Origin of the sequence: Curtobacterium sp. MCJR17_020, from assembly GCF_003234365.2 — a bacterium.
Lineage (GTDB): Bacteria > Actinomycetota > Actinomycetes > Actinomycetales > Microbacteriaceae > Curtobacterium.
In genome coordinates this window covers 1081678-1099327 of the sequence record NZ_CP126260.1, presented here as the reverse complement: position 1 = coordinate 1099327, position 17650 = coordinate 1081678, and the positions used below count along the sequence as shown (strand labels likewise).

Below are 17650 nucleotides of genomic sequence, written 5' to 3'. Positions count from 1 at the left end.
TCGCACGGACGACGGAACCTCGCACCAGACGCACGACGCACAGCGTCAGAACAAGCCCGAGCGCGGCCCCTCGTCCGGACCGTCGAACCCGCGGAACATGTCGGACACGAGCGCCTCGATCTGCGGCTCGACGAGGCGCTCGACCGCCTCGGCGATGCGCGGCCGGTGGTCGATGAGCGCCAGGCACACCGCCGTCCCGGTCGAGCGAGCGCACTCGTCGGACAGCTCGATCTCCTGCCGGAGCGCCGCCTTCGCCTCGTCGGACAAGGGCTCCCGCGGTGTCTGCTCCCCCGCGCCCGTCCCCGCCAGCTCCCCGAGCGTGAAGAGGAACGGCGAACCCGGCGAGGGCTCGGGATCGACGTCGAGGCCCTGGAACTCGGGCGACAGCCCCTCCGCCGGCTGGTACCCGGCGTGCCGCTTCCGCGCCGCGGCCCGCTCGAGCTCGCGCTGCAGCAGCGGCAGGTTCTTGGCGGTGTAGTCGTCGACGGCGTCCTCGACGATGGTCGAGATCCGGCCGATGAGCGCGTGCTGGACGGCGTGCGGGACGTCCTGCCCGAAGCCGGCGGCACTCGCGATCGGGGATCCGGTGCACTTCCGGCAGATGCGGGTACGCGGGCGGGCGGTGCCGATCTGCCAGCGCGGCAACCAGCGCAGCCAGACGTCGACAGCGCTGCGTACGCGTCCGTCGATGCCGTCCATGCCCCAACGATACGGACGGTGGGCCCACACCGCCGGTACCGACGCGTCGCGGAGCCTGCGGAGCGACGTGGCGGCCGAGCCGGTGGGGAGGCACGGATCACCCCCGGCGCTCGGGGCCAGTTGAGGAATCGGCCGGGTTCTCAGGCCTTGGGTTCCGTCACGAAGTCGATGAGCTCCTCGACGCGGCCGAGCAGCTGCGGCTCGAGGTCGGCGAAGGTGCGCACCTGCCCGAGGATCCGCTGCCACGCCCGGGCGATGTCGGCCTGCTCGGCGTTCGGCCACCCGAGCGCCTGGCAGATCCCCTTCTTCCACTCGATCGACCGCGGGATCGTCGGCCAGGCCTGCAGTCCGACGCGTGCGGGCTTCACGGACTGCCAGACGTCGACGAACGGGTGCCCGACCACGAGCACGTGTGCGCCCCACTTGCCGCGCATCACGGCCTCGGCGAAGCGGGACTCCTTCGACCCGGGCACCAGGTGGTCGACGAGCACGCCGACGCGACGGTCACGGGTCGGCTGGAACTCGTCGAGGACGTCGGCCAGGTTGTCGACGCCGGAGAGCTCCTCGACGACGACGCCCTCGACGCGCAGGTCGGCACCCCAGACCTTCTCGACGAGCTCGGCGTCGTGCTTGCCCTCGACCATGATCCGGCTCGGCAGGGCCACCCGGGCACGCTGCGACTCCACCGCGAACGATCCGGACGCGGTGCGGAGGCGACCACCGTCGGACGCCTGCCGCACGGCGGGCGCTGCCCCGGGCCTCCAGTCAGTGTGGACGGAACCCAGCGAACCAGGTGAGCCGGCAGCAGCTGCGGCAGACCGGCCGACCGGCGCCTGCGGGCGGCCCAGCGTGACGAGCTCGCCCTCGAGCAGGAACTGCCCGGTGAAGGGGAAGGAACGGGTGCGGCCCTTCCAGTCCTCGAGCGCGATGTTGCCCGCCTCGAGTCCGACGACGGCACCGGCCCACCCGGAGTCCGGGTCCTCGAGCACCATGTCGCGTTCGAGCGGCACCTGCCGCACCTTCTTCACCCCGCGGGAGCGCCAGTCTCCCGAGAGCACGTCCCCGCCGTACCGGTCGTCGTCCACCCGCACGAGGGTACTGTCGACGTCGGCCCGGACGACGTCGACCGCGCCGACACCCACCATCTCGACGGAAGGCCTCCCGTGCGCGCAGCGATCATCCACGCCCCGAACGACATCCGCGTCGAGGAGCGCGACCGCCCCTCGGTCCTCACCCCGACGGACGTCGTCGTCAAGGTCGTCGCGGCGTGCGTGTGCGGCTCGGACCTGTGGCCCTACCGCGGCATCACGAAGACGAAGGAGCCCCGGCCGATCGGGCACGAACTCGTCGGCGAGGTCGTCGCCGTCGGCGACGCGGTCACCGACCTGCACGAGGGCGACTTCGTCATCTCCCCCTTCACCATGAACGAGGGCACCTGCCAGGCCTGCCGCCACGGGATGACCAGCGGCTGCGACCACCTGTCCGGCTTCGGCGGGAAGGACGCGTACGGCGACCCGGTCGGCGGCGCGCAGGCCGAGTACGTCCGCATCCCAGACGCGTCCGCGACGCTGGTGGCGGTGCCCGGCCCCGTCGACCCGGCACTCGTGCCGTCGCTGCTGACCCTGTCCGACGTCTTCTCCACCGGGCACCACGCCGCGGTGTCGGCGGCGGTCGGTCCGGGCAAGACGGTCGTGGTGGTCGGCGACGGCGCGGTCGGCCTGTCCGCCGTGCTCGCGTCGAAGCGACTCGGTGCCGAGCGCATCATCGCCATGAGCCGGCACGCCGATCGCCAGGCGCTGGCACGCGAGTTCGGCGCGACGGACATCGTGGCTTCCCGTGGCGAGGAGGGTGTCGCGGCGATCCGCGAGCTGCTCGGCGGCGACCTGGCCGACTGCGCGGTGGAGGCCGTGGGCACCGAGGAGAGCATGGACCAGGCGCTGCACTCGGTGCGCGCGGGCGGCAACCTCGGCTTCGTCGGGGTCCCGCACGGCGTGCCGACCATCGGGACGCGCTACCTCTTCGACACGAACATCGCGATCGCGGGCGGGATGGCGCCGGCGCGGAAGTACATCCCGGAGCTGCTACCCGACGTGCTGTCCGGTGCGATCGACCCGGGCCGCGTGTTCGACCTCGAACTGCCGCTCGACGAGGCCGCCGAGGCGTACCGGGCGATGGACGAACGTCGGGCGATCAAGGTGCTGCTGCGGCCGTAGGCGCCGGTCGCTCGCGCGTGCCCGGCCAGCGTCCGGCGCACCTCCGTCGGGGCGGCACGTTTCGCGCAGCAGAACGCGTGTTTCGAATCGGTAAACAAACCTTTCAGTAAAGAAGGTTGTCCGTTACAGTCCTCGACATGACCACACGAGGACGCACCCCCGGCCAACCCGGTCTGCTGCGCGTCCTGAACGACCGCGCGGCGCTCGAGCTGCTACTCGACGACGGCCCGCTCACCCGCAACGAGATCGCGCAGCGCACCGGGCTGAGCAAGCCCACCGCCGCCGAGATCATCCGCCGGCTCGAGTCGGCTGCACTCATCCGCCAGGCCGGCACGGACACGCAGACCGGGCGCCGCGGGCCGAGCGCCGTCGTGTACGAAGCGATCACCAACCGCGACCTCGGTGTCGCGGTGGACGTCCAGCTCGTCGACGTCCGGTCGACCGTGGTGGACGCCGCCGGTCGCACGTTCCCGGTCGCCACCCACCGGATGTCCGAGGCCGAGGTGCGCTCCCCCGGGTCGGACATCGTGGCCGCAGCGATCTCCCGCGCAGCCGCCGCGGCCGGCGTGGACCCCGAGCTCGTGACCGCCGTCGCGGTGGGCGTGCAGGCGAGTGTCGACCACGCCACCGACACCCTGATCTTCACCGACGGACTGCCCGGCTGGCCTCGTGAGCAGGTCAGCGCGACCCTCTCGGCCGAGCTCGGCGTCCACGTGGTCGTCGAGAACGACGCCAACCTCGCCGCCATCGCCGAACGCAACATGGGCGCCGGTCGGGCTCCCGGGTCCTTCGCGCTCTTCTGGATGGCCGAGGGCCTCGGCATGGCCCTCGACCTGCACGGTCACCTGCACACCGGCGCCTCCGGTGCCGCGGGTGAGATCGGCTACCTCAGCGTGCCCGCCGACGCACGCTCCATCGACCCGACGGCCACGATCGTCGCGGACCTCATCTCCGAGTCCGCGATCATCGCCCTGGCCGCCGAGCACGGGATCACGGCACCGGACGGCACCGCAGCCGACTGGCGCCAGGTGCTCCCGCAACTGCCCGGCCTGCCCGAGCAGCACCCCTTCACCGTCGCCCTCGGCGAGCGCGTCGGGCACAACGTGCTCCCCGCCCTCGCCGTGGCCGATCCCGAGACGGTCGTCCTGCACGGCCCGACCGGGATCGCCGGCGGCCCCGCCCTGGCCGCCGCCGTGACCGCCTGGCTCCGGACCCGCTCGCGCTGGTCCACCGCCGTGGTCGCGCCCGGCGTCCCCGACACCCCCGTCCTGCACGGTGCGCGGCACGTCCTCATCGACGTCGTCCGCACCGCGCTCGCGGACCGGCTCGAGCGCATCAGTGACGATGCCCCGACGCCGGACCCCGTCGAGCGCCCCTGAACGTTCCACCCGCACCACTCGAGGCACCATCACCCAGCCCTGTCACAGGGCTCTTCGTCGCGCCCGGAAACGGGCAACGCCCGGAAACGGACGGCGACGGAGCGAGACCAGAGAGCGAGTACCGCCTTGTCCCTCCCCGAACCGAACGTCCCGCGCCGCCGGGTGTTCCGCCGCATCGCCACCGCCACGGCCGTCGCCGCCGTCGGCGCCCTCGTCGTCGCCGGCTGCAGCTCCGGCAGCAGCGCCGACTCGATCGAGAAGAGCGCCCCGAAGGAGCTCAAGGGCACCGTGTCCCTGTGGCACTTCTTCACCGGCCGTGAAGCCGGCGTCGTGAAGACCGCCGTCGAGGGCTTCGAGAAGGCCAACCCCGACGTCACGGTCGACATCCACGCCGGTCAGGACGACGAGAAGCTGCAGAAGGCGATCTCGTCCGGCCAGAACATCGACGTGGGACTGTCGTACTCGACCGCCATCGTCGGCAGCTTCTGCTCCTCGGGTGCCTTCCGCGACCTGTCGCCGTACATCGAGCGCGACAAGGTCGACCTGTCCGACATCCCGAAGGCCGTGCAATCGTACACGCAGTACAAGGGCACGCGCTGCACCCTGCCGGCCCTCGCCGACGTCAGCGCCCTCATGGTCAACAAGCCGCTGCTCGAGAAGGCGGGCATCACGACTCCGCCGAAGACCCTGGACGAGCTGAAGACCGACGCGCTGAAGCTGACGACGTACAACGCCGACGGCTCCATCAAGCAGCTCGGCTTCAACCCGCTCATCGACTTCTACGAGAACTCCCCCGAGCACTGGGCGCCGATGGTCGACGGCTCGTGGTTGGACAAGGACGGCAACAGCGTGATCGGCACGTCCGACGCGTGGAAGAAGCTGATCACCTGGCAGAAGGGCTTCGTCGACGAGATCGGCTACGACAAGCTCAAGGCCTTCACCTCCGGCCTCGGGCAGGAGTTCGCGGCCGACAACGCGTTCCAGACCGGTCAGGTCGCGATGCAGATCGACGGCGAGTACCGCACGGCGTTCCTCAAGGACCAGAAGCCGGACCTCGACTACGGCACGTCCCCGACCCCGGTGATGGACGGCCTCGGCAACTACGGCTCGACGTACATCGCGGGCAACGTCGCAGGCATCGCGAAGGGGTCCAAGAACCCCGAGCTGTCGTGGGCGCTCCTGAAGTACCTGTCCACCAACACCGACGCGCAGGTCACGATGGGCAACGGTCTGAAGAACATCCCGACGCTCACCTCGGCGCTGGAGTCCCCCGACCTCGAGGTCGACGAGAACTACAAGACCTTCGTCGACGTCGCGGGCAACGAGGACACGATGACCTCGCCGGGCACCGCGGACGGTGCCGCCTACATCGGCACCTTCACGAAGTTCTGGCAGGCCTACCAGCAGAACGGCGGCGACCTCGACGCGAAGCTCAAGAAGCTGGACTCCGACATCGACAACGCGAACCAGCTGGCTGGTCCGTGATGAGCCTCACCACCAAGACGACCGGCCGGGAGGCGCGGCTCGCCCGCGCCGCCCGGCCCACGGACCCGACGGGGTCCGGTCCGGTGCCCCCGACGGCTCCGCGACGTCGGCCCCGCTCCGCAGAATCCCGGCGCCGCCTCGTCGCGCTGACGATGCTCGCGCCGGCCCTGGCGGGCCTGGTGATCTTCTTCGCCTACCCGCTCGTCGCGTCGATCTTCTACTCGTTCACGCGCTACAACCAGCTGCAGGAGCCCGAGTTCGTCGGGCTGCTGAACTACAAGTTCCTGTTCACCCAGGACCCGCAGATCGGGCCCGCGGTCGTGAACACGCTGTGGTTCGTCGTCATCCTGGTGCCGGTCCGGATCGTGTGCGGACTCCTGGCGGCCGGCCTGCTCAGCCGGGCAAAGACGGCCACCGGCTTCTGGCGGACGCTGTTCTACCTGCCCGCCCTGGTTCCGCCGGTCGCGAGCGTCGTCGCGTTCGTGTTCCTCTTCAACCCGGGCACCGGGCCGGTGAACCAGATCCTCCGGGTCTTCGGCATCGACGGCCCGCTGTGGTTCAACGACCCGGCGTGGTCGAAGCCCTCGCTGGTGATCCTGGGCGTCTGGGTGATGGGCGACATCATGATCATCTTCCTGGCGTCGCTGCTCGACGTGCCGCGCGACCTGTACGAGGCCGCGTCGCTCGACGGTGCGAACGGCGTCCAGCAGGTCCGGCACATCACCCTGCCGACGATCGCCCCGGTGATCGGGTTCGCCGCCGTGACGGGGGTGATCGCCGCGCTGCAGTACTTCACCGAGGCGGCGGTCGCCTCGGGCGTCGCGAGCGGCAAGGCGACGATCGGTGGCGGGACCGCCGCCCAGCTCGGCTACCCGGGCACCTCGCTGCTCACGTACACCGAGCTGCTCTACCAGCACGGTTTCGCGAACTTCCAGTTCGGCTACGCGTCCGCCATGGCCGTGGTCCTGTTCGTGATCACCGCGGTGGTGCTCGTCTTCACGATGCGCCGGATCAGTGTGTTCCGGCCGGAGGAGTCCTGATGACCGCTGTGTCCCAGTCCCCGCTCGCCCGGGCGCCACGGGGTCCAGCGCCCCGCACCGGCAGGCCGCGTGGTCGCTCCCTGGTGTGGATCGCCGAGCACGCCGCTCTGGTGGCCCTCGGCGTCCTGACCATCGCCCCGATCGTGTTCGTCATCCTGACCTCGCTGATGTCGAGCAACCAGGCCCTCACGGCGTCGATCGTGCCCCGGCCGTTCGACTTCTCGAACTACGCGCGGGTGTTCACCGAGCTGCCGCTCACGCAGTGGTTCGGCAACTCGTCGATGTACGCCGTCCTCGCCACCGCGTTCATGCTCCTCAGCTCGGTGCCGGCGGCCTACGCACTCGCCCAGATCAAGTTCAAGGGCGCGAACCTGATCTTCACGGTGATCATCGTCGCGATGCTCCTGCCCCCGCAGGTCACCGCGGTGCCGGTCTACGTGATGTGGTCGCACCTGCACCTGACCGGCACCCTGTGGCCGCTCATCCTGCCGAACCTGCTCGGCGACGCGTTCAGCATCTTCCTGCTCCGCCAGTTCTTCATGACCATCCCGAAGGAGTACGGCGACGCCGCCCGCATGGACGGCTGCAGCGAGTGGGGCGTGCTCTGGCGCGTGGTCGTCCCGATGGCCCGCCCGGGCATCGCGTCGGCGGCGATCTTCATGTTCTTCCACTCGTGGAACGACTACTACGGCCCGCTCCTGTACGCGTCCGAGAACCAGGCCGCCTGGCCGGTGGCGTACGGACTCGCCACGTTCCGCGGACAGCACGGCACCGACTGGTCGATGACGATGGCGATGACCGTCGTCGTCATGGTCCCCGTCGTCATCATCTTCTTCTTCGCACAGAAGGCATTCGTCGAGGGCATCGCGCTCACCGGCGTGAAGGGATAGCAGCTCCAGTGAAACTCACAGTCGTCGGTGGCGGATCCACCTACACCCCCGAACTCGTGGACGGCTTCGCCCGGCTCCGCGACCAGCTCCCCATCGACGAGCTCTGGCTCGTCGACCCCGACCCGGTGCGCCGCGAACTCGTCGGCGGCGTCGCCAAGCGGATGTTCGCGCACGCCGGGCACCCCGGCACGATCCACGTCACCGACGACGTCGTCGCCGGGGTCACCGACGCCGATGCCGTCATGTTCCAGCTCCGCATCGGCGGACAGGCTGCGCGGCAACAGGACGAGACGTGGCCGCACGAAGCCTGCTGCATCGGCCAGGAGACCACCGGTCCCGGCGGCTTCGCGAAGGCGCTCCGCACCGTGCCCGTGGTCCTGGAGTACGCCGAACTCGTCCGGAAGCACGCCAAGCCGGACGCCTGGATCGTCGACTTCACCAACCCCGTCGGCATCGTCACCCGCGCCCTGCTCGAAGCCGGGCACCGCGCCGTCGGTCTGTGCAACGTCGCGATCGGGTTCCAGCGACGCTTCGCGAAGGAGTTCGGCGTCGCCCCCGACCACGTGCGGCTCGACCACGTCGGCCTGAACCACCTGACGTGGGAGCGCGGCGTGCACGTCACGGGCGCGGACGGCGTCGAGCGCGACGTGATGGCGGACTTGCTCGCCGAGTCGGCCGGTGCCCTCGGCCGGACGGCGGAGAGCGTGCACATGCACCCGGACCTCCTCCGTCTGCAGCACGCGATCCCCTCGTACTACCTGCGCTACTTCTACTCGCACGACATCGTGCTGCAGGAGCAGCTGCACGAACCCACCCGTGCCGAGGCCGTCATGGAGACCGAGCGGGCCCTGCTCGCGAAGTACGCCGACGAGTCCGTCGTGACGAAGCCCGCCGAACTCGAGCAGCGCGGCGGCGCCTACTACTCCGAGGCGGCGATCGACGTGCTGTCCTCGATCCTCGGCGACCGCGGCGACGTGCAGGTCCTGAACGTGCGGAACGACGGCACGTTCCCGTTCCTGCCGGACGACCACGTCATCGAGGTGCCGTCGCGCGTCACCCGCCAGGCGATCACGCCGTTGCCGGTCTCCCCGCTCGACCCGGACATGGTCGGTCTCGTGTCGCACGTCGCCGGGTACGAGCGGCTCGCGCTCGACGCCGCGGTGCACGGCGGCCGCGACCGGGTGCTCCGTGCGATGTGGGCCCACCCGCTCGTGGGGCAGGTCGACAAGGCGGAGCAGCTCACCGACCTGCTCCTGGCCGCGAACGCGGAACACATCCCGTGGGCGCGATCGGAGCAGGTGACGTGGGCGGGCTGAGCCGGACCGGCGAGGCGGGCCCGGCGCGAGCCTCCCGTCCGCCCGCGCCGGTCCCACCGGACGCGACCGACGTCGTGCTCGCCGTCGACGGGGGCGGGAGCAAGACCGACGTCGTCGCGATCGCGCTCGACGGGACCATCGTCGGCCACGCGCGCGGTCCGGGGTCGAACCCGCAGACGCGGGGCTGGGACCTCGCCGGCCCGATCCTCGACGACGTCCGTGCGCGGGTGGTGGGCGAGCTGGGCGACCGCCGCATCCGCACCACGCACGTGTACCTGGCCGGGCTCGACCTGCACGACGAGCTCGTCGCGGCGACCGCGGCCCTCGCGCACTGGGCCGAGGACGGCGGCGAACCGCACGTCCTGGACAACGACCTGTTCGCGCTGCTGCGGGCCGGCACCCTGTCCCCCGACGCCGCGGCCGTGGTGTGCGGCACCGGGATCAACGCCCTCGCGGTGCGGGGCGACGGCACGACCGCACGGTTCCCGGCCATCGGGGACGTCTCCGGCGACTGGGGTGGCGGCGCGTGGCTCGGCAACCGGGCGCTCTGGCACGCGGCGCGGGCCGACGACGGGCGCGGTCCGGCGACGGCGCTGGTCGACGCGGTGCCGGCGGCGGTCGGTCTCCGCAGCGTCCGCGAGGTCACCGAGGCCATCCACTTCGGCCGCCTCGACCAGCGCGTGTTCAACCGGCTCTGCCCGGTGCTGTTCGACGTGGCCGGAGCCGGAGACGTGGTGGCCCGGAGCGTCGTGGAGCGGCAGGCCGAGGAGATCGTCCTGCTCGCCGCGGTCGCGCTCGAGCGGTTGGGCCTCGGAGGTTCGGCGGCCGAGCCGGTGCCCGTCGTGCTCGGCGGCGGGGTGCTCGCTGCTCGGCACCCGTTGCTCGTGGACGGTGTCGTCGACGGGCTCGCTGCCCGGGTCCCCGGAGCGGTGCCGACCTGGGTCACCGATCCCCCGGTGCTCGGCGCAGGGCTCGCGGCGCTGGAGTCGGTCGGTGCCGACGACGCGGCGCTCGAGCGGTACCGCGAGGCCGTGCGCTCCCGGGCGTTCGCGAGCACGACCGCGCTGATCCGCTGACGCGCTGCTGACGTCACCCGAGACTCGGCCTGAGCGACACGGTTCGCGCTCCAGAGCGCGAGAACTGTCGCTCAGGCCGAGTCTCGCGGCCCGCGGCCCGCGGCTCGCGGCCCGCGGCCTACGCGCGCGCCAGCATCCCGAGCGTGTCGACCACCCGGTTCGAGAAGCCCCACTCGTTGTCGTACCAGGCGACGACCTTCACGTGCCGGCCCTCGTCCACGCGGGTGAGCAGCGAGTCGAAGATGCTCGACTCCGGCCGCCCGGTGATGTCCGTCGACACGAGCGGGTCTGCCGTGAACGCCAGGACCCCGGCGAGCGGACCGGCAGCCGCGACGCGGTAGGCCTCGTTCACCTCGTCCACGGTCACGTCCCGCGAGACGACGGTGTTCAGCTCGACGATCGACCCGACGGGCACCGGCACGCGGATGGCGTCACCGGACAGCCTGCCCTCCAGGCGGGGCAGCACCAGGCCGATGGCCTTGGCCGCCCCGGTCGTCGTCGGCACGATGTTCACGCCGGCAGCGCGGGCCCGACGCATGTCGCGGTGCGGCCCGTCCTGCAGGTTCTGCTCCTGCGTGTACGCGTGCACGGTGGTCATGAACCCGTGCTCGATCCCCGCCAGGTCGTCGAGCACCGACGCCAGGGGTGCGAGCGCGTTGGTCGTGCACGACGCGTTCGAGATCACCGTGTGCACGGCCGGGTCGAACGTGTCCGAGTTCACGCCGTACGCGATGGTGGCGTCCGCTCCGGTGGCCGGCGCACTGATCAGGACCCGTCGGGCGCCGGCGGTCAGGTGGCCGGCTGCCGCGTCGCGTGCGGTGAAGCGTCCGGTGGACTCGAGGACGACCTCGACGCCGAGCTCGGCCCAGGGCAGGTCCGCTGGCGAGGTCGACGCGAGCACGCGGACGCGGCGGCCGTCGATGACGAGCGTGTCGCCGTCGACCTCGACGGTGCCGTCGAACGGCCCGAGGGCGGAGTCGTAGCGGAACAGGTGCGCGAGCGTGTCGGGGGCGGTCAGGTCGTTCACGGCGACGACCTCGAGGTCGTCACCGCCCCGTGCGAGCAGGGCGCGGAGCGTGTTGCGGCCGATGCGGCCGAAGCCGTTGATGGCGATGCGGGTCATGTGGAGTTCCTTTCGTTCCGTGGTCCATGGTCACGGGCCGGGAGGCACGACTCCAGTGGCAGGGAAGCCAGTGTCCGAAAGGATGTCGCCACCAGGGCGGCGACGGCGCGGTCAGTCCTGGAACGTTCGTCGGTACTCGGTGGGCGAGGTCCCGAGGATCCGCCGGAAGTGCGTCCGCAGGTTCGCGTCGGAACCGAGGCCCGCTCGCTCGGCCACCTGGTCGACGCCGAGGTCCGACTGCTCCAGGAGCTCCCGGGCGAGGTCGACGCGCGCCCGCAGCACCCACTGCATCGGCGTGTACCCGGTGTCCTCCACGAACCGGCGTGAGAACGTCCGTGTCGACACCGTGGCGTTCCGCGCGAGCGCTTCGAGCGTGAGCGGCTCGGCGAGGTGCCGGAGCGCCCACTCCCGGGTGTCGGCGAACACGTCGCCGAGCGGTTCGGGCACGCTCCGCGGTACGTACTGCGCCTGGCCGCCGCTGCGGTACGGGGCGCTGACGAGCCGTCGGGCGACGTGGTTCGACAGCGCCACGCCGTGGTCCTGTCGGACGATGTGCAGGCAGAGGTCGATGCCACTCGCGGCACCGGCGCTGGTCAGCACCGAGCCGGCGTCGACGAACAGCACGTCCTCGTCGACGTCCACCTCGGGGTACCGCTCGCGGAGCACCCGCGTGTAGTGCCAGTGCGTCGTCGCCCGGCGGCCGTCGAGCAGCCCGGCTGCCGCGAGCGCGAACGCTCCGGTGGAGATCGCCGCGATGCGGACGCCGCGCTCGTGCGCCCGCGCGAGTGCCGCGACGACGTCGGCTGGTGGCGCCGAGTCCGACGGGCGGCGGTAGCCGGGCACGAAGACGGTCTCCGCCCAGTCCAGTGCCTCCAGCCCGTGGTCGACCGCGTAGGCCAAGCCGTCGCCGCCGGTGATCCGACCGACTCTGGGGCCGCACACGCGGACCTCGTAGGGCATGCTCGGCCGGTTCGAGAACACCTGCGCGGGGATCCCGACGTCGAGCGGTTTCGCGCCGTCGAGCACCAGGACCGCGACGCGGTGCAGTGGGGACGCAACCATGCCGACGACGCTAGCGGACGCGATCGCCCGGCTCGCGGAGTGCCCTGACCGTCAGGCGTCGCGGACGGCCAGCACCCGGTGCGGCGACGCCCGTTCCGCTCGCCACCCGATCGGCAGCGTGTCCCGCAGCTCCGCCAGGGTGAAGGACCGGCGGATCGACCGCAGGCCGTCGACCCGGACGAAGGTCCCCGCGGACACCAGCGGCGACGCCAGCGCGTACGCCCGGTAGGCCTCGCGTGACCGACGGATGTCCGAGTGCACACTGCGACCCGACGCGAGCGCCTCCGAGTCCGCCAGGAACCCGTTCCGCTCGTCGTCGCCCAGGTGGTGCAGGACGTGGTTCGACACCACGACATCGAACCGCTCGCCCGCCGTCACCAGGTCACCGCTCGACTGCTGCCGGAAGGTGACACCCCGCGGTGCCCGCCGGTTCGCCGCGTCGATCGCCCGCGGGTCCGGGTCGACCCCGACGACCTCGACGTCGAACCCGTCGCTCGCCGCCCACCGCACGACGGCCCGGGCCAGGTCGCCGCCGCCGCACCCGAGGTCGAGGACCCGAGCGCGTCCGTTCACCGGCAGGGCCGGCACGACGTGGGCCCGCCACACCGAACGCCAGCCGCTCACCAGGGCGTTGACGAGCGCGAAGCGCCGGAATGTGCGCGCGAGCGCGTGCGGGTCGCAGTCCGGGTCGTCCATGAGTTCGGTCAGGTCGACTGCGCGTGTGCGCAGGTCGAGGACCGGGAGGCCCGTGGAGCCGCCGTCGGGACGGCTCACGTGCGCACCATGGTCAGTCGCGCACTCTCGACCGTGAGACCGGGGCCGAAGGCGAGCGCCACGACGGCAGCGCCGTCCGGGATCCCGGCGTCGAGTGCCTCGCGGAGCACGAACAGCACGGTCGCGCTCGACATGTTCCCGTGGTCGCGCAGCACCGTCCGGCTCGCGGCGATCGCTGCGTCCGGCAGGTCGAGCGCCTGCTGCGTGCGGTCGAGGATCGCACGCCCACCGGGGTGCACGGCCCACACCGGCACGTCGGCGGCCGGTCCGTCGAGCAGTGACCCGACGGCCTCGGCGACGCTGCTCCCGACGAGCTTGGGGACCGCGGTGCTCAGGACCATCTCGAAGCCCTCGTCGCCGATGTTCCACGCCATCTCGCCGGCGCTCTCGGGCACGACGGCGGTGGCGAACGCGTCGAGGCGCAGGCCGGGGCCGTCGGCGGTGACCACGACGGCGGCGGCACCGTCCCCGAAGACGCTGTTCGCGACGATCTGGTCGGGGTCGTCGCTCGCGCGGACGTGCAGGGTGCAGAGCTCGGCGCAGACGACCAACACGACGGCGTCCGGGTCGGCCTCGGCGAAGGCGGCGGCGATCCGGAGCGCCGGGAACGCCGCGCAGCACCCCATGAACCCGATGTGGTGCCGGAACACGGAGCGCGGCAACCCGAGCGCGGTCACGATGTCCAGGTCCGGACCGGGCTGCGTGAACCCGGTGCACGACACCGTGACGACGTGCGTGACCGAGGCCGCGTCGACGTCTGCGCGGACGAGCGCGTCTCGGGCGGCGTCGACGAACAGCGTCGGTGCGAGCTCGCGGTAGCGGTCGTTGCGGGTGCCCGTCGAGGGCGAGTGCAGCGCGCCGTCCGTGTCGCGGAACGCGCCCGCTGGACGACTCCGGTCGAGTTCGGCCAGCACGGTGTGCCGGTGCTCGACCGCCGAGGCGTCGAAGGCTGCGGGGACGAGCCGCCGGCCGAGACGACCGAGCTCGGGCTGCGCAGCGAAGAGGTCTCGCACGGCAGCCTGCTCGAGCGTCGTCTCCGGGACGGCGGTTCCGATGGCGCGGATCGTTGCGGACACGACTCATCCTGTCACCGGGTCGCTGACGCGTCCCCAGGATCGACGGGAGGCGCGGTGCCAGCCGGCACCGCGCCTCCTGTCCGTCAACGGATCCCGTCTACGCCTGCTGCGCGCGCTCCAGCACCAGCTCGCGGACGCGGGCGGCGTCCGCCTGGCCCTTCATGGCCTTCATGACGGCACCGATGATGGCGCCGGCGGCCTGGACCTTGCCGTCCTTGATCTTCGCGAGCACGTCTGGCTGGCCGGCGAGTGCCTCGTCGACCGCGGCCGTGAGCGCCGAGTCGTCGGACACGACCTTGAGCCCACGGGCCTCGACGACCTGGGCCGGCGAGCCCTCGCCGGCGATGACGCCCTCGAGCACCTGGCGTGCCAGGCGGTCGGTCAGGTCGCCGGACTCGACGAGCGCGATGACCTCGGCGACGTGCTGCGGCGACACGAGGTCGCCGGGCTCGGCGTCCTGCGCGTTCGCGACACGGCTGATCTCGCCGGTCCACCACTTGCGGGCCGCCTGCGGCGCGGCTCCGGCGGCGACGGTGCCCTCGACCTGGTCGAGCAGGCCGCCGTTCACGACGTCCTGGAACTCCAGGTCGGCGAAGCCCCACTCGCCCTTGAGGCGACGGCGGCGAGCCACCGGGGCCTCGGGCAAGGACGCACGGAGCTCCTCGACGACCGCGGGGTCCGGCACGACCGGCAGCAGGTCGGGCTCGGGGAAGTAGCGGTAGTCGTCGGCGTCCGACTTCGGACGGCCGGCCGAGGTGCGGCCGGTGTCCTCGTGCCAGTGACGGGTCTCCTGCGTGATCGAGCCGCCGTCGGCCAGGATCGCGGCCTGGCGCTGGATCTCGTAGCGGATCGCACGCTCGACGGCACGGAACGAGTTGACGTTCTTCGTCTCGGTGCGGGTGCCGAGCTTCTCCTGGCCACGGGGGCGCAGCGAGATGTTGGCGTCGCAGCGCAGGTTGCCGCGCTCCATGCGGGCCTCGGAGACACCGAGTGCACGCACGAGGTCGCGGATGACCTGCACGTACGCGGCACCGAGCTCGGGGGCACGGTGCTCGGCACCGAAGATCGGCTTCGTGACGATCTCGACGAGCGGCACACCGGCGCGGTTGTAGTCGACGAGCGAGTACTCGGCTCCCTGGATGCGGCCGGTGGCACCACCGACGTGCGTCAGCTTGCCGGCGTCCTCTTCCATGTGGGCGCGCTCGATCGGGACGTTGAAGATCGTGCCGTCGGCGAGTTCGACCTCGACCTCGCCCTCGAACGCGATGGGCTCGTCGAACTGCGAGACCTGGTAGTTCTTGGGGTTGTCCGGGTAGAAGTAGTTCTTCCGGGCGAACCGCGACGACTCGGCGATCGAGCAGCCGAGCGCGAGCCCGAGCTGGATCGAGTACCGGACGGCCTGCGCGTTGACGACGGGCAGCGACCCGGGCAGCCCGAGGTCGACCGGTGTCACGTTCGTGTTCGGCTCGCCGCCGAAGAAGTTCGGCGCGTCCGAGAACATCTTGGTCTTCGTCGCGAGCTCGACGTGCACCTCGAAGCCGAGCACCGGCTCGTAGCGCTCCAGTGCTTCGTCGAAGTCCATGAGCGCGTCCTTCTGCGCCATCAGATCACACCTTCCTGCGCAGCCGACTGCTGACTCTGGTCGAGGTCCGGGATCCGGTCGATGAGCGGGGCTCCCCACTGCTGTTCGAGCAGACGCTCGAGCGCCGCACCGTAGCGGTACAGGCGGGCGTCCTCGCGCTGCGGGGCCATCAGCTGGACGCCGACGGGCAGGCCGTCCTCGGGTGCGAGGCCGTTCGGGATGCTCATGCCGGGCACGCCCGCCAGGTTCGCCGGGATCGTGGTGAGGTCGTTGAGGTACATCGCGAGCGGGTCGTCGATGCGCTCACCGATCGGGAACGCTGTCGTCGGGGCCGAGGGGCTGATGAGCAGGTCGACCTGGTCGAACGCAGCCTGGAAGTCGCGCTGCACGAGCGTGCGGACCTTCTGCGCCGAGCCGTAGTAGGCGTCGTAGTAGCCGGCGCTCAGGGCGTAGGTGCCGAGGATGATGCGACGCTTCACCTCGGGACCGAACCCGGCTTCGCGCGTGGCGGCCATGACGTCCTCGACCGTCGCACCGTTCTCCGGCGTGACGCGCAGGCCGAAGCGCACCGAGTCGAACTTCGCCAGGTTCGACGAGGCCTCGGCCGGCAGGATCAGGTAGTAGGCGCTGATCGCGTAGGCGAATGACGGGGCGTCGATCTCGACGACGACCGCACCGGCCGACTCGAGCAGCGCGACGGTCTCCTGGAAGCGCTGGGTGACCCCGGCCTGGAAGCCGTCGCCCCCGGCGAGTTCCTTGACGACGCCGACGCGCAGGCCGCGCAGCGTGTCCGCCTGCAGTCCTTCACGGGCGGCGGCTGCCATCGAGGGCCAGGCGTCGGGGATCGAGGTGGAGTCGCGCGGGTCGTGCCCGCCGATGACGTCGTGCAGGAGCGCGGCGTCGAGGACGGTGCGGGCGACCGGGCCGATCTGGTCGAGGCTGGACGCCAGGGCGATCGCGCCGTAGCGGCTGACCCCGCCGTACGTCGGCTTCACACCGACGGTGCCGGTGACGGCGCCGGGCTGACGGATCGAGCCACCGGTGTCCGAGCCGAGGGCGATGGGCGCCTCGTGCGCGGCGACGGCAGCGGCCGAGCCACCGCCGGACCCGCCGGGGATGCGGTCGAGGTCCCACGGGTTGTGGGTCGGTCCGTACGCCGAGAACTCGGTGGTCGAGCCCATCGCGAACTCGTCCATGTTGGTCTTGCCGAGCGGCACCAGGCCGGCGGCGCGGAGCTTCGCGACCGGGGTGGCGTCGTACGGCGGCATCCACCCTTCGAGGATCTTCGAGCCCGAGGTGGTCGGCATGTCCTGCGTGCACAGGACGTCCTTGATCGCGATCGGGACACCGGCGAGGGGCCCGAGGTCGTCGCCGGCCGAGCGACGCGAGTCGATCGACTTCGCGACGGCGATGGCGTTCTGGTTGACGTGCAGGAAGGCGTGCACGTCGCCGTCGACGGCGGCGATGCGGTCGAGGTGGGCCTGCGTGGCCTCGACGCTCGAGACGTCGCGCGCCACGAGGGCGTCGGCGAGCGCCGCGGCGCTCATCCGCGTGATGTCGGTCACTGTTCTTCTCCCAGGATGGCGGTCACTCGGAACCGTTCGCCGTCGGAGTCCGGCGCTCCGGAGAGCGCCTGCTCCTGCGTCAGCGTCTGGCCGACGACGTCGGGTCGGGTGACGTTGCCGAGCGGCACGGGGTGGCTCGTCAGCGGGACGTCGTCGGTCGCGACCTCGGCGACCTTGGCGACGCTCTCGACGATGTGCGACAGCTCCCCGGTCAGCTTCTCGATCTCGTCGGGCGTGAGTGCGATACGTGCGAGGTTCGCCAGGTGCGCGACCTGCTCGCTCGTGATGTCAGGCATGGTGCTCCGTCGATCGGTTCGTGGACGTCCGACAGTCTATTGGCTGCGGTCGATCACGCAGGCGCGGCCGTGGA

At 71.5% G+C, this 17650-nt stretch carries 16 protein-coding genes; 7 read left to right on the top strand and 9 right to left on the bottom strand.

The genetic code is table 11. The features are described 5' to 3' along the window. Positions 1-45: 45 nt before the first annotated feature. Both DEJ14_RS05260 and DEJ14_RS05255 read right to left on the bottom strand, forming a co-directional pair. The gene (locus tag DEJ14_RS05260; RefSeq protein ID WP_111085033.1) at positions 46-699 is read right to left on the bottom strand and encodes a spermidine/putrescine ABC transporter substrate-binding protein; all 654 of its coding nucleotides are present in this window, start codon (positions 697-699) and stop codon (positions 46-48) included. A 140-nt stretch (positions 700-839) separates the two neighbouring features. Next, a complete protein-coding gene (locus DEJ14_RS05255) occupies positions 840-1784 on the bottom strand; it encodes a DUF3097 domain-containing protein (RefSeq protein WP_111085057.1) in 945 nt (314 codons plus the stop codon). Between the two features lie 78 nt (positions 1785-1862). Between DEJ14_RS05255 and DEJ14_RS05250 the strand changes: the two genes are divergently transcribed. The 7 genes from DEJ14_RS05250 (at position 1863) to DEJ14_RS05220 (ending at position 10098) form a co-directional block, all read left to right on the top strand. Then, positions 1863-2912 (top strand): alcohol dehydrogenase catalytic domain-containing protein, encoded by a 1050-nt coding sequence (locus DEJ14_RS05250; RefSeq protein ID WP_111085032.1) that lies wholly within the window; start codon positions 1863-1865, stop codon positions 2910-2912. A 137-nt stretch (positions 2913-3049) separates the two neighbouring features. Beyond that, positions 3050-4291 carry an ROK family transcriptional regulator gene (locus DEJ14_RS05245; protein ID WP_111085031.1) on the top strand — a complete coding sequence of 414 codons (1242 nt, stop codon included), beginning with the start codon at positions 3050-3052 and terminating at the stop codon, positions 4289-4291. Between the two features lie 126 nt (positions 4292-4417). After that, complete coding sequence (locus DEJ14_RS05240; RefSeq protein WP_258373240.1) at positions 4418-5776, top strand: extracellular solute-binding protein; 1359 nt, start codon at positions 4418-4420, stop codon at positions 5774-5776. After that, complete coding sequence (locus DEJ14_RS05235; protein WP_220036412.1) at positions 5776-6816, top strand: carbohydrate ABC transporter permease; 1041 nt, start codon at positions 5776-5778, stop codon at positions 6814-6816. Before DEJ14_RS05240 ends, DEJ14_RS05235 begins: the two co-directional genes overlap by 1 nt. Next, a complete protein-coding gene (locus DEJ14_RS05230; protein ID WP_111085029.1) occupies positions 6816-7706 on the top strand; it encodes a carbohydrate ABC transporter permease in 891 nt (296 codons plus the stop codon). Before DEJ14_RS05235 ends, DEJ14_RS05230 begins: the two co-directional genes overlap by 1 nt. An 8-nt stretch (positions 7707-7714) precedes the next feature. Next, positions 7715-9022, top strand: a complete 1308-nt coding sequence (locus DEJ14_RS05225; protein ID WP_111085028.1) for a 6-phospho-beta-glucosidase — start codon at positions 7715-7717, stop codon at positions 9020-9022. Beyond that, positions 9010-10098: an N-acetylglucosamine kinase gene (locus DEJ14_RS05220; protein ID WP_258373239.1), complete on the top strand. Its 1089-nt coding sequence runs from the start codon at positions 9010-9012 to the stop codon at positions 10096-10098. Before DEJ14_RS05225 ends, DEJ14_RS05220 begins: the two co-directional genes overlap by 13 nt. 118 nt (positions 10099-10216) lie before the next feature. Here DEJ14_RS05220 and gap read toward each other — a convergent pair whose 3' ends face one another. The 7 genes from gap to gatC all read right to left on the bottom strand — a co-directional run bounded on the left by gap (position 10217) and on the right by gatC (position 17576). Further along, positions 10217-11221 carry a type I glyceraldehyde-3-phosphate dehydrogenase gene (gap, locus tag DEJ14_RS05215; protein WP_111085027.1) on the bottom strand — a complete coding sequence of 335 codons (1005 nt, stop codon included), beginning with the start codon at positions 11219-11221 and terminating at the stop codon, positions 10217-10219. 111 nt (positions 11222-11332) lie between these two features. Then, positions 11333-12283: a GlxA family transcriptional regulator gene (locus DEJ14_RS05210; RefSeq protein WP_111085026.1), complete on the bottom strand. Its 951-nt coding sequence runs from the start codon at positions 12281-12283 to the stop codon at positions 11333-11335. 51 nt (positions 12284-12334) lie between these two features. Further along, the gene (locus DEJ14_RS05205) at positions 12335-13057 is read right to left on the bottom strand and encodes a methyltransferase domain-containing protein (RefSeq protein WP_111085025.1); all 723 of its coding nucleotides are present in this window, start codon (positions 13055-13057) and stop codon (positions 12335-12337) included. Next, complete coding sequence (locus DEJ14_RS05200) at positions 13054-14133, bottom strand: type III polyketide synthase (RefSeq protein ID WP_111085024.1); 1080 nt, start codon at positions 14131-14133, stop codon at positions 13054-13056. The genes DEJ14_RS05205 and DEJ14_RS05200 overlap by 4 nt, the downstream gene beginning before the upstream one ends. 97 nt (positions 14134-14230) lie before the next feature. After that, positions 14231-15736, bottom strand: coding sequence for an Asp-tRNA(Asn)/Glu-tRNA(Gln) amidotransferase subunit GatB (gene gatB / locus DEJ14_RS05195; RefSeq protein WP_111085023.1), 1506 nt, complete (start codon positions 15734-15736; stop codon positions 14231-14233). Beyond that, positions 15736-17280: an Asp-tRNA(Asn)/Glu-tRNA(Gln) amidotransferase subunit GatA gene (gatA, locus tag DEJ14_RS05190; RefSeq protein WP_111085022.1), complete on the bottom strand. Its 1545-nt coding sequence runs from the start codon at positions 17278-17280 to the stop codon at positions 15736-15738. The genes gatB and gatA overlap by 1 nt, the downstream gene beginning before the upstream one ends. Next, complete coding sequence (gene gatC, locus DEJ14_RS05185) at positions 17277-17576, bottom strand: Asp-tRNA(Asn)/Glu-tRNA(Gln) amidotransferase subunit GatC (protein ID WP_111085021.1); 300 nt, start codon at positions 17574-17576, stop codon at positions 17277-17279. Before gatC ends, gatA begins: the two co-directional genes overlap by 4 nt. Positions 17577-17650 lie beyond the last annotated feature (74 nt).

Excerpts from the sequence above, each read along its gene's own strand:
- DEJ14_RS05260 (WP_111085033.1), bottom strand. The coding sequence starts at position 699 with ATGGACGGCATCGACGGACGCGTACGCAGCGCTGTCGACGTCTGGCTG.
- DEJ14_RS05245 (WP_111085031.1), top strand. The coding sequence starts at position 3,050 with ATGACCACACGAGGACGCACCCCCGGCCAACCCGGTCTGCTGCGCGTC.
- DEJ14_RS05235 (WP_220036412.1), top strand. The coding sequence starts at position 5,776 with ATGAGCCTCACCACCAAGACGACCGGCCGGGAGGCGCGGCTCGCCCGC.
- DEJ14_RS05230 (WP_111085029.1), top strand. The coding sequence starts at position 6,816 with ATGACCGCTGTGTCCCAGTCCCCGCTCGCCCGGGCGCCACGGGGTCCA.
- gap (WP_111085027.1), bottom strand. The coding sequence starts at position 11,221 with ATGACCCGCATCGCCATCAACGGCTTCGGCCGCATCGGCCGCAACACG.
- DEJ14_RS05210 (WP_111085026.1), bottom strand. The coding sequence starts at position 12,283 with ATGGTTGCGTCCCCACTGCACCGCGTCGCGGTCCTGGTGCTCGACGGC.
- gatB (WP_111085023.1), bottom strand. The coding sequence starts at position 15,736 with ATGGCGCAGAAGGACGCGCTCATGGACTTCGACGAAGCACTGGAGCGC.
- gatC (WP_111085021.1), bottom strand. The coding sequence starts at position 17,576 with ATGCCTGACATCACGAGCGAGCAGGTCGCGCACCTGGCGAACCTCGCA.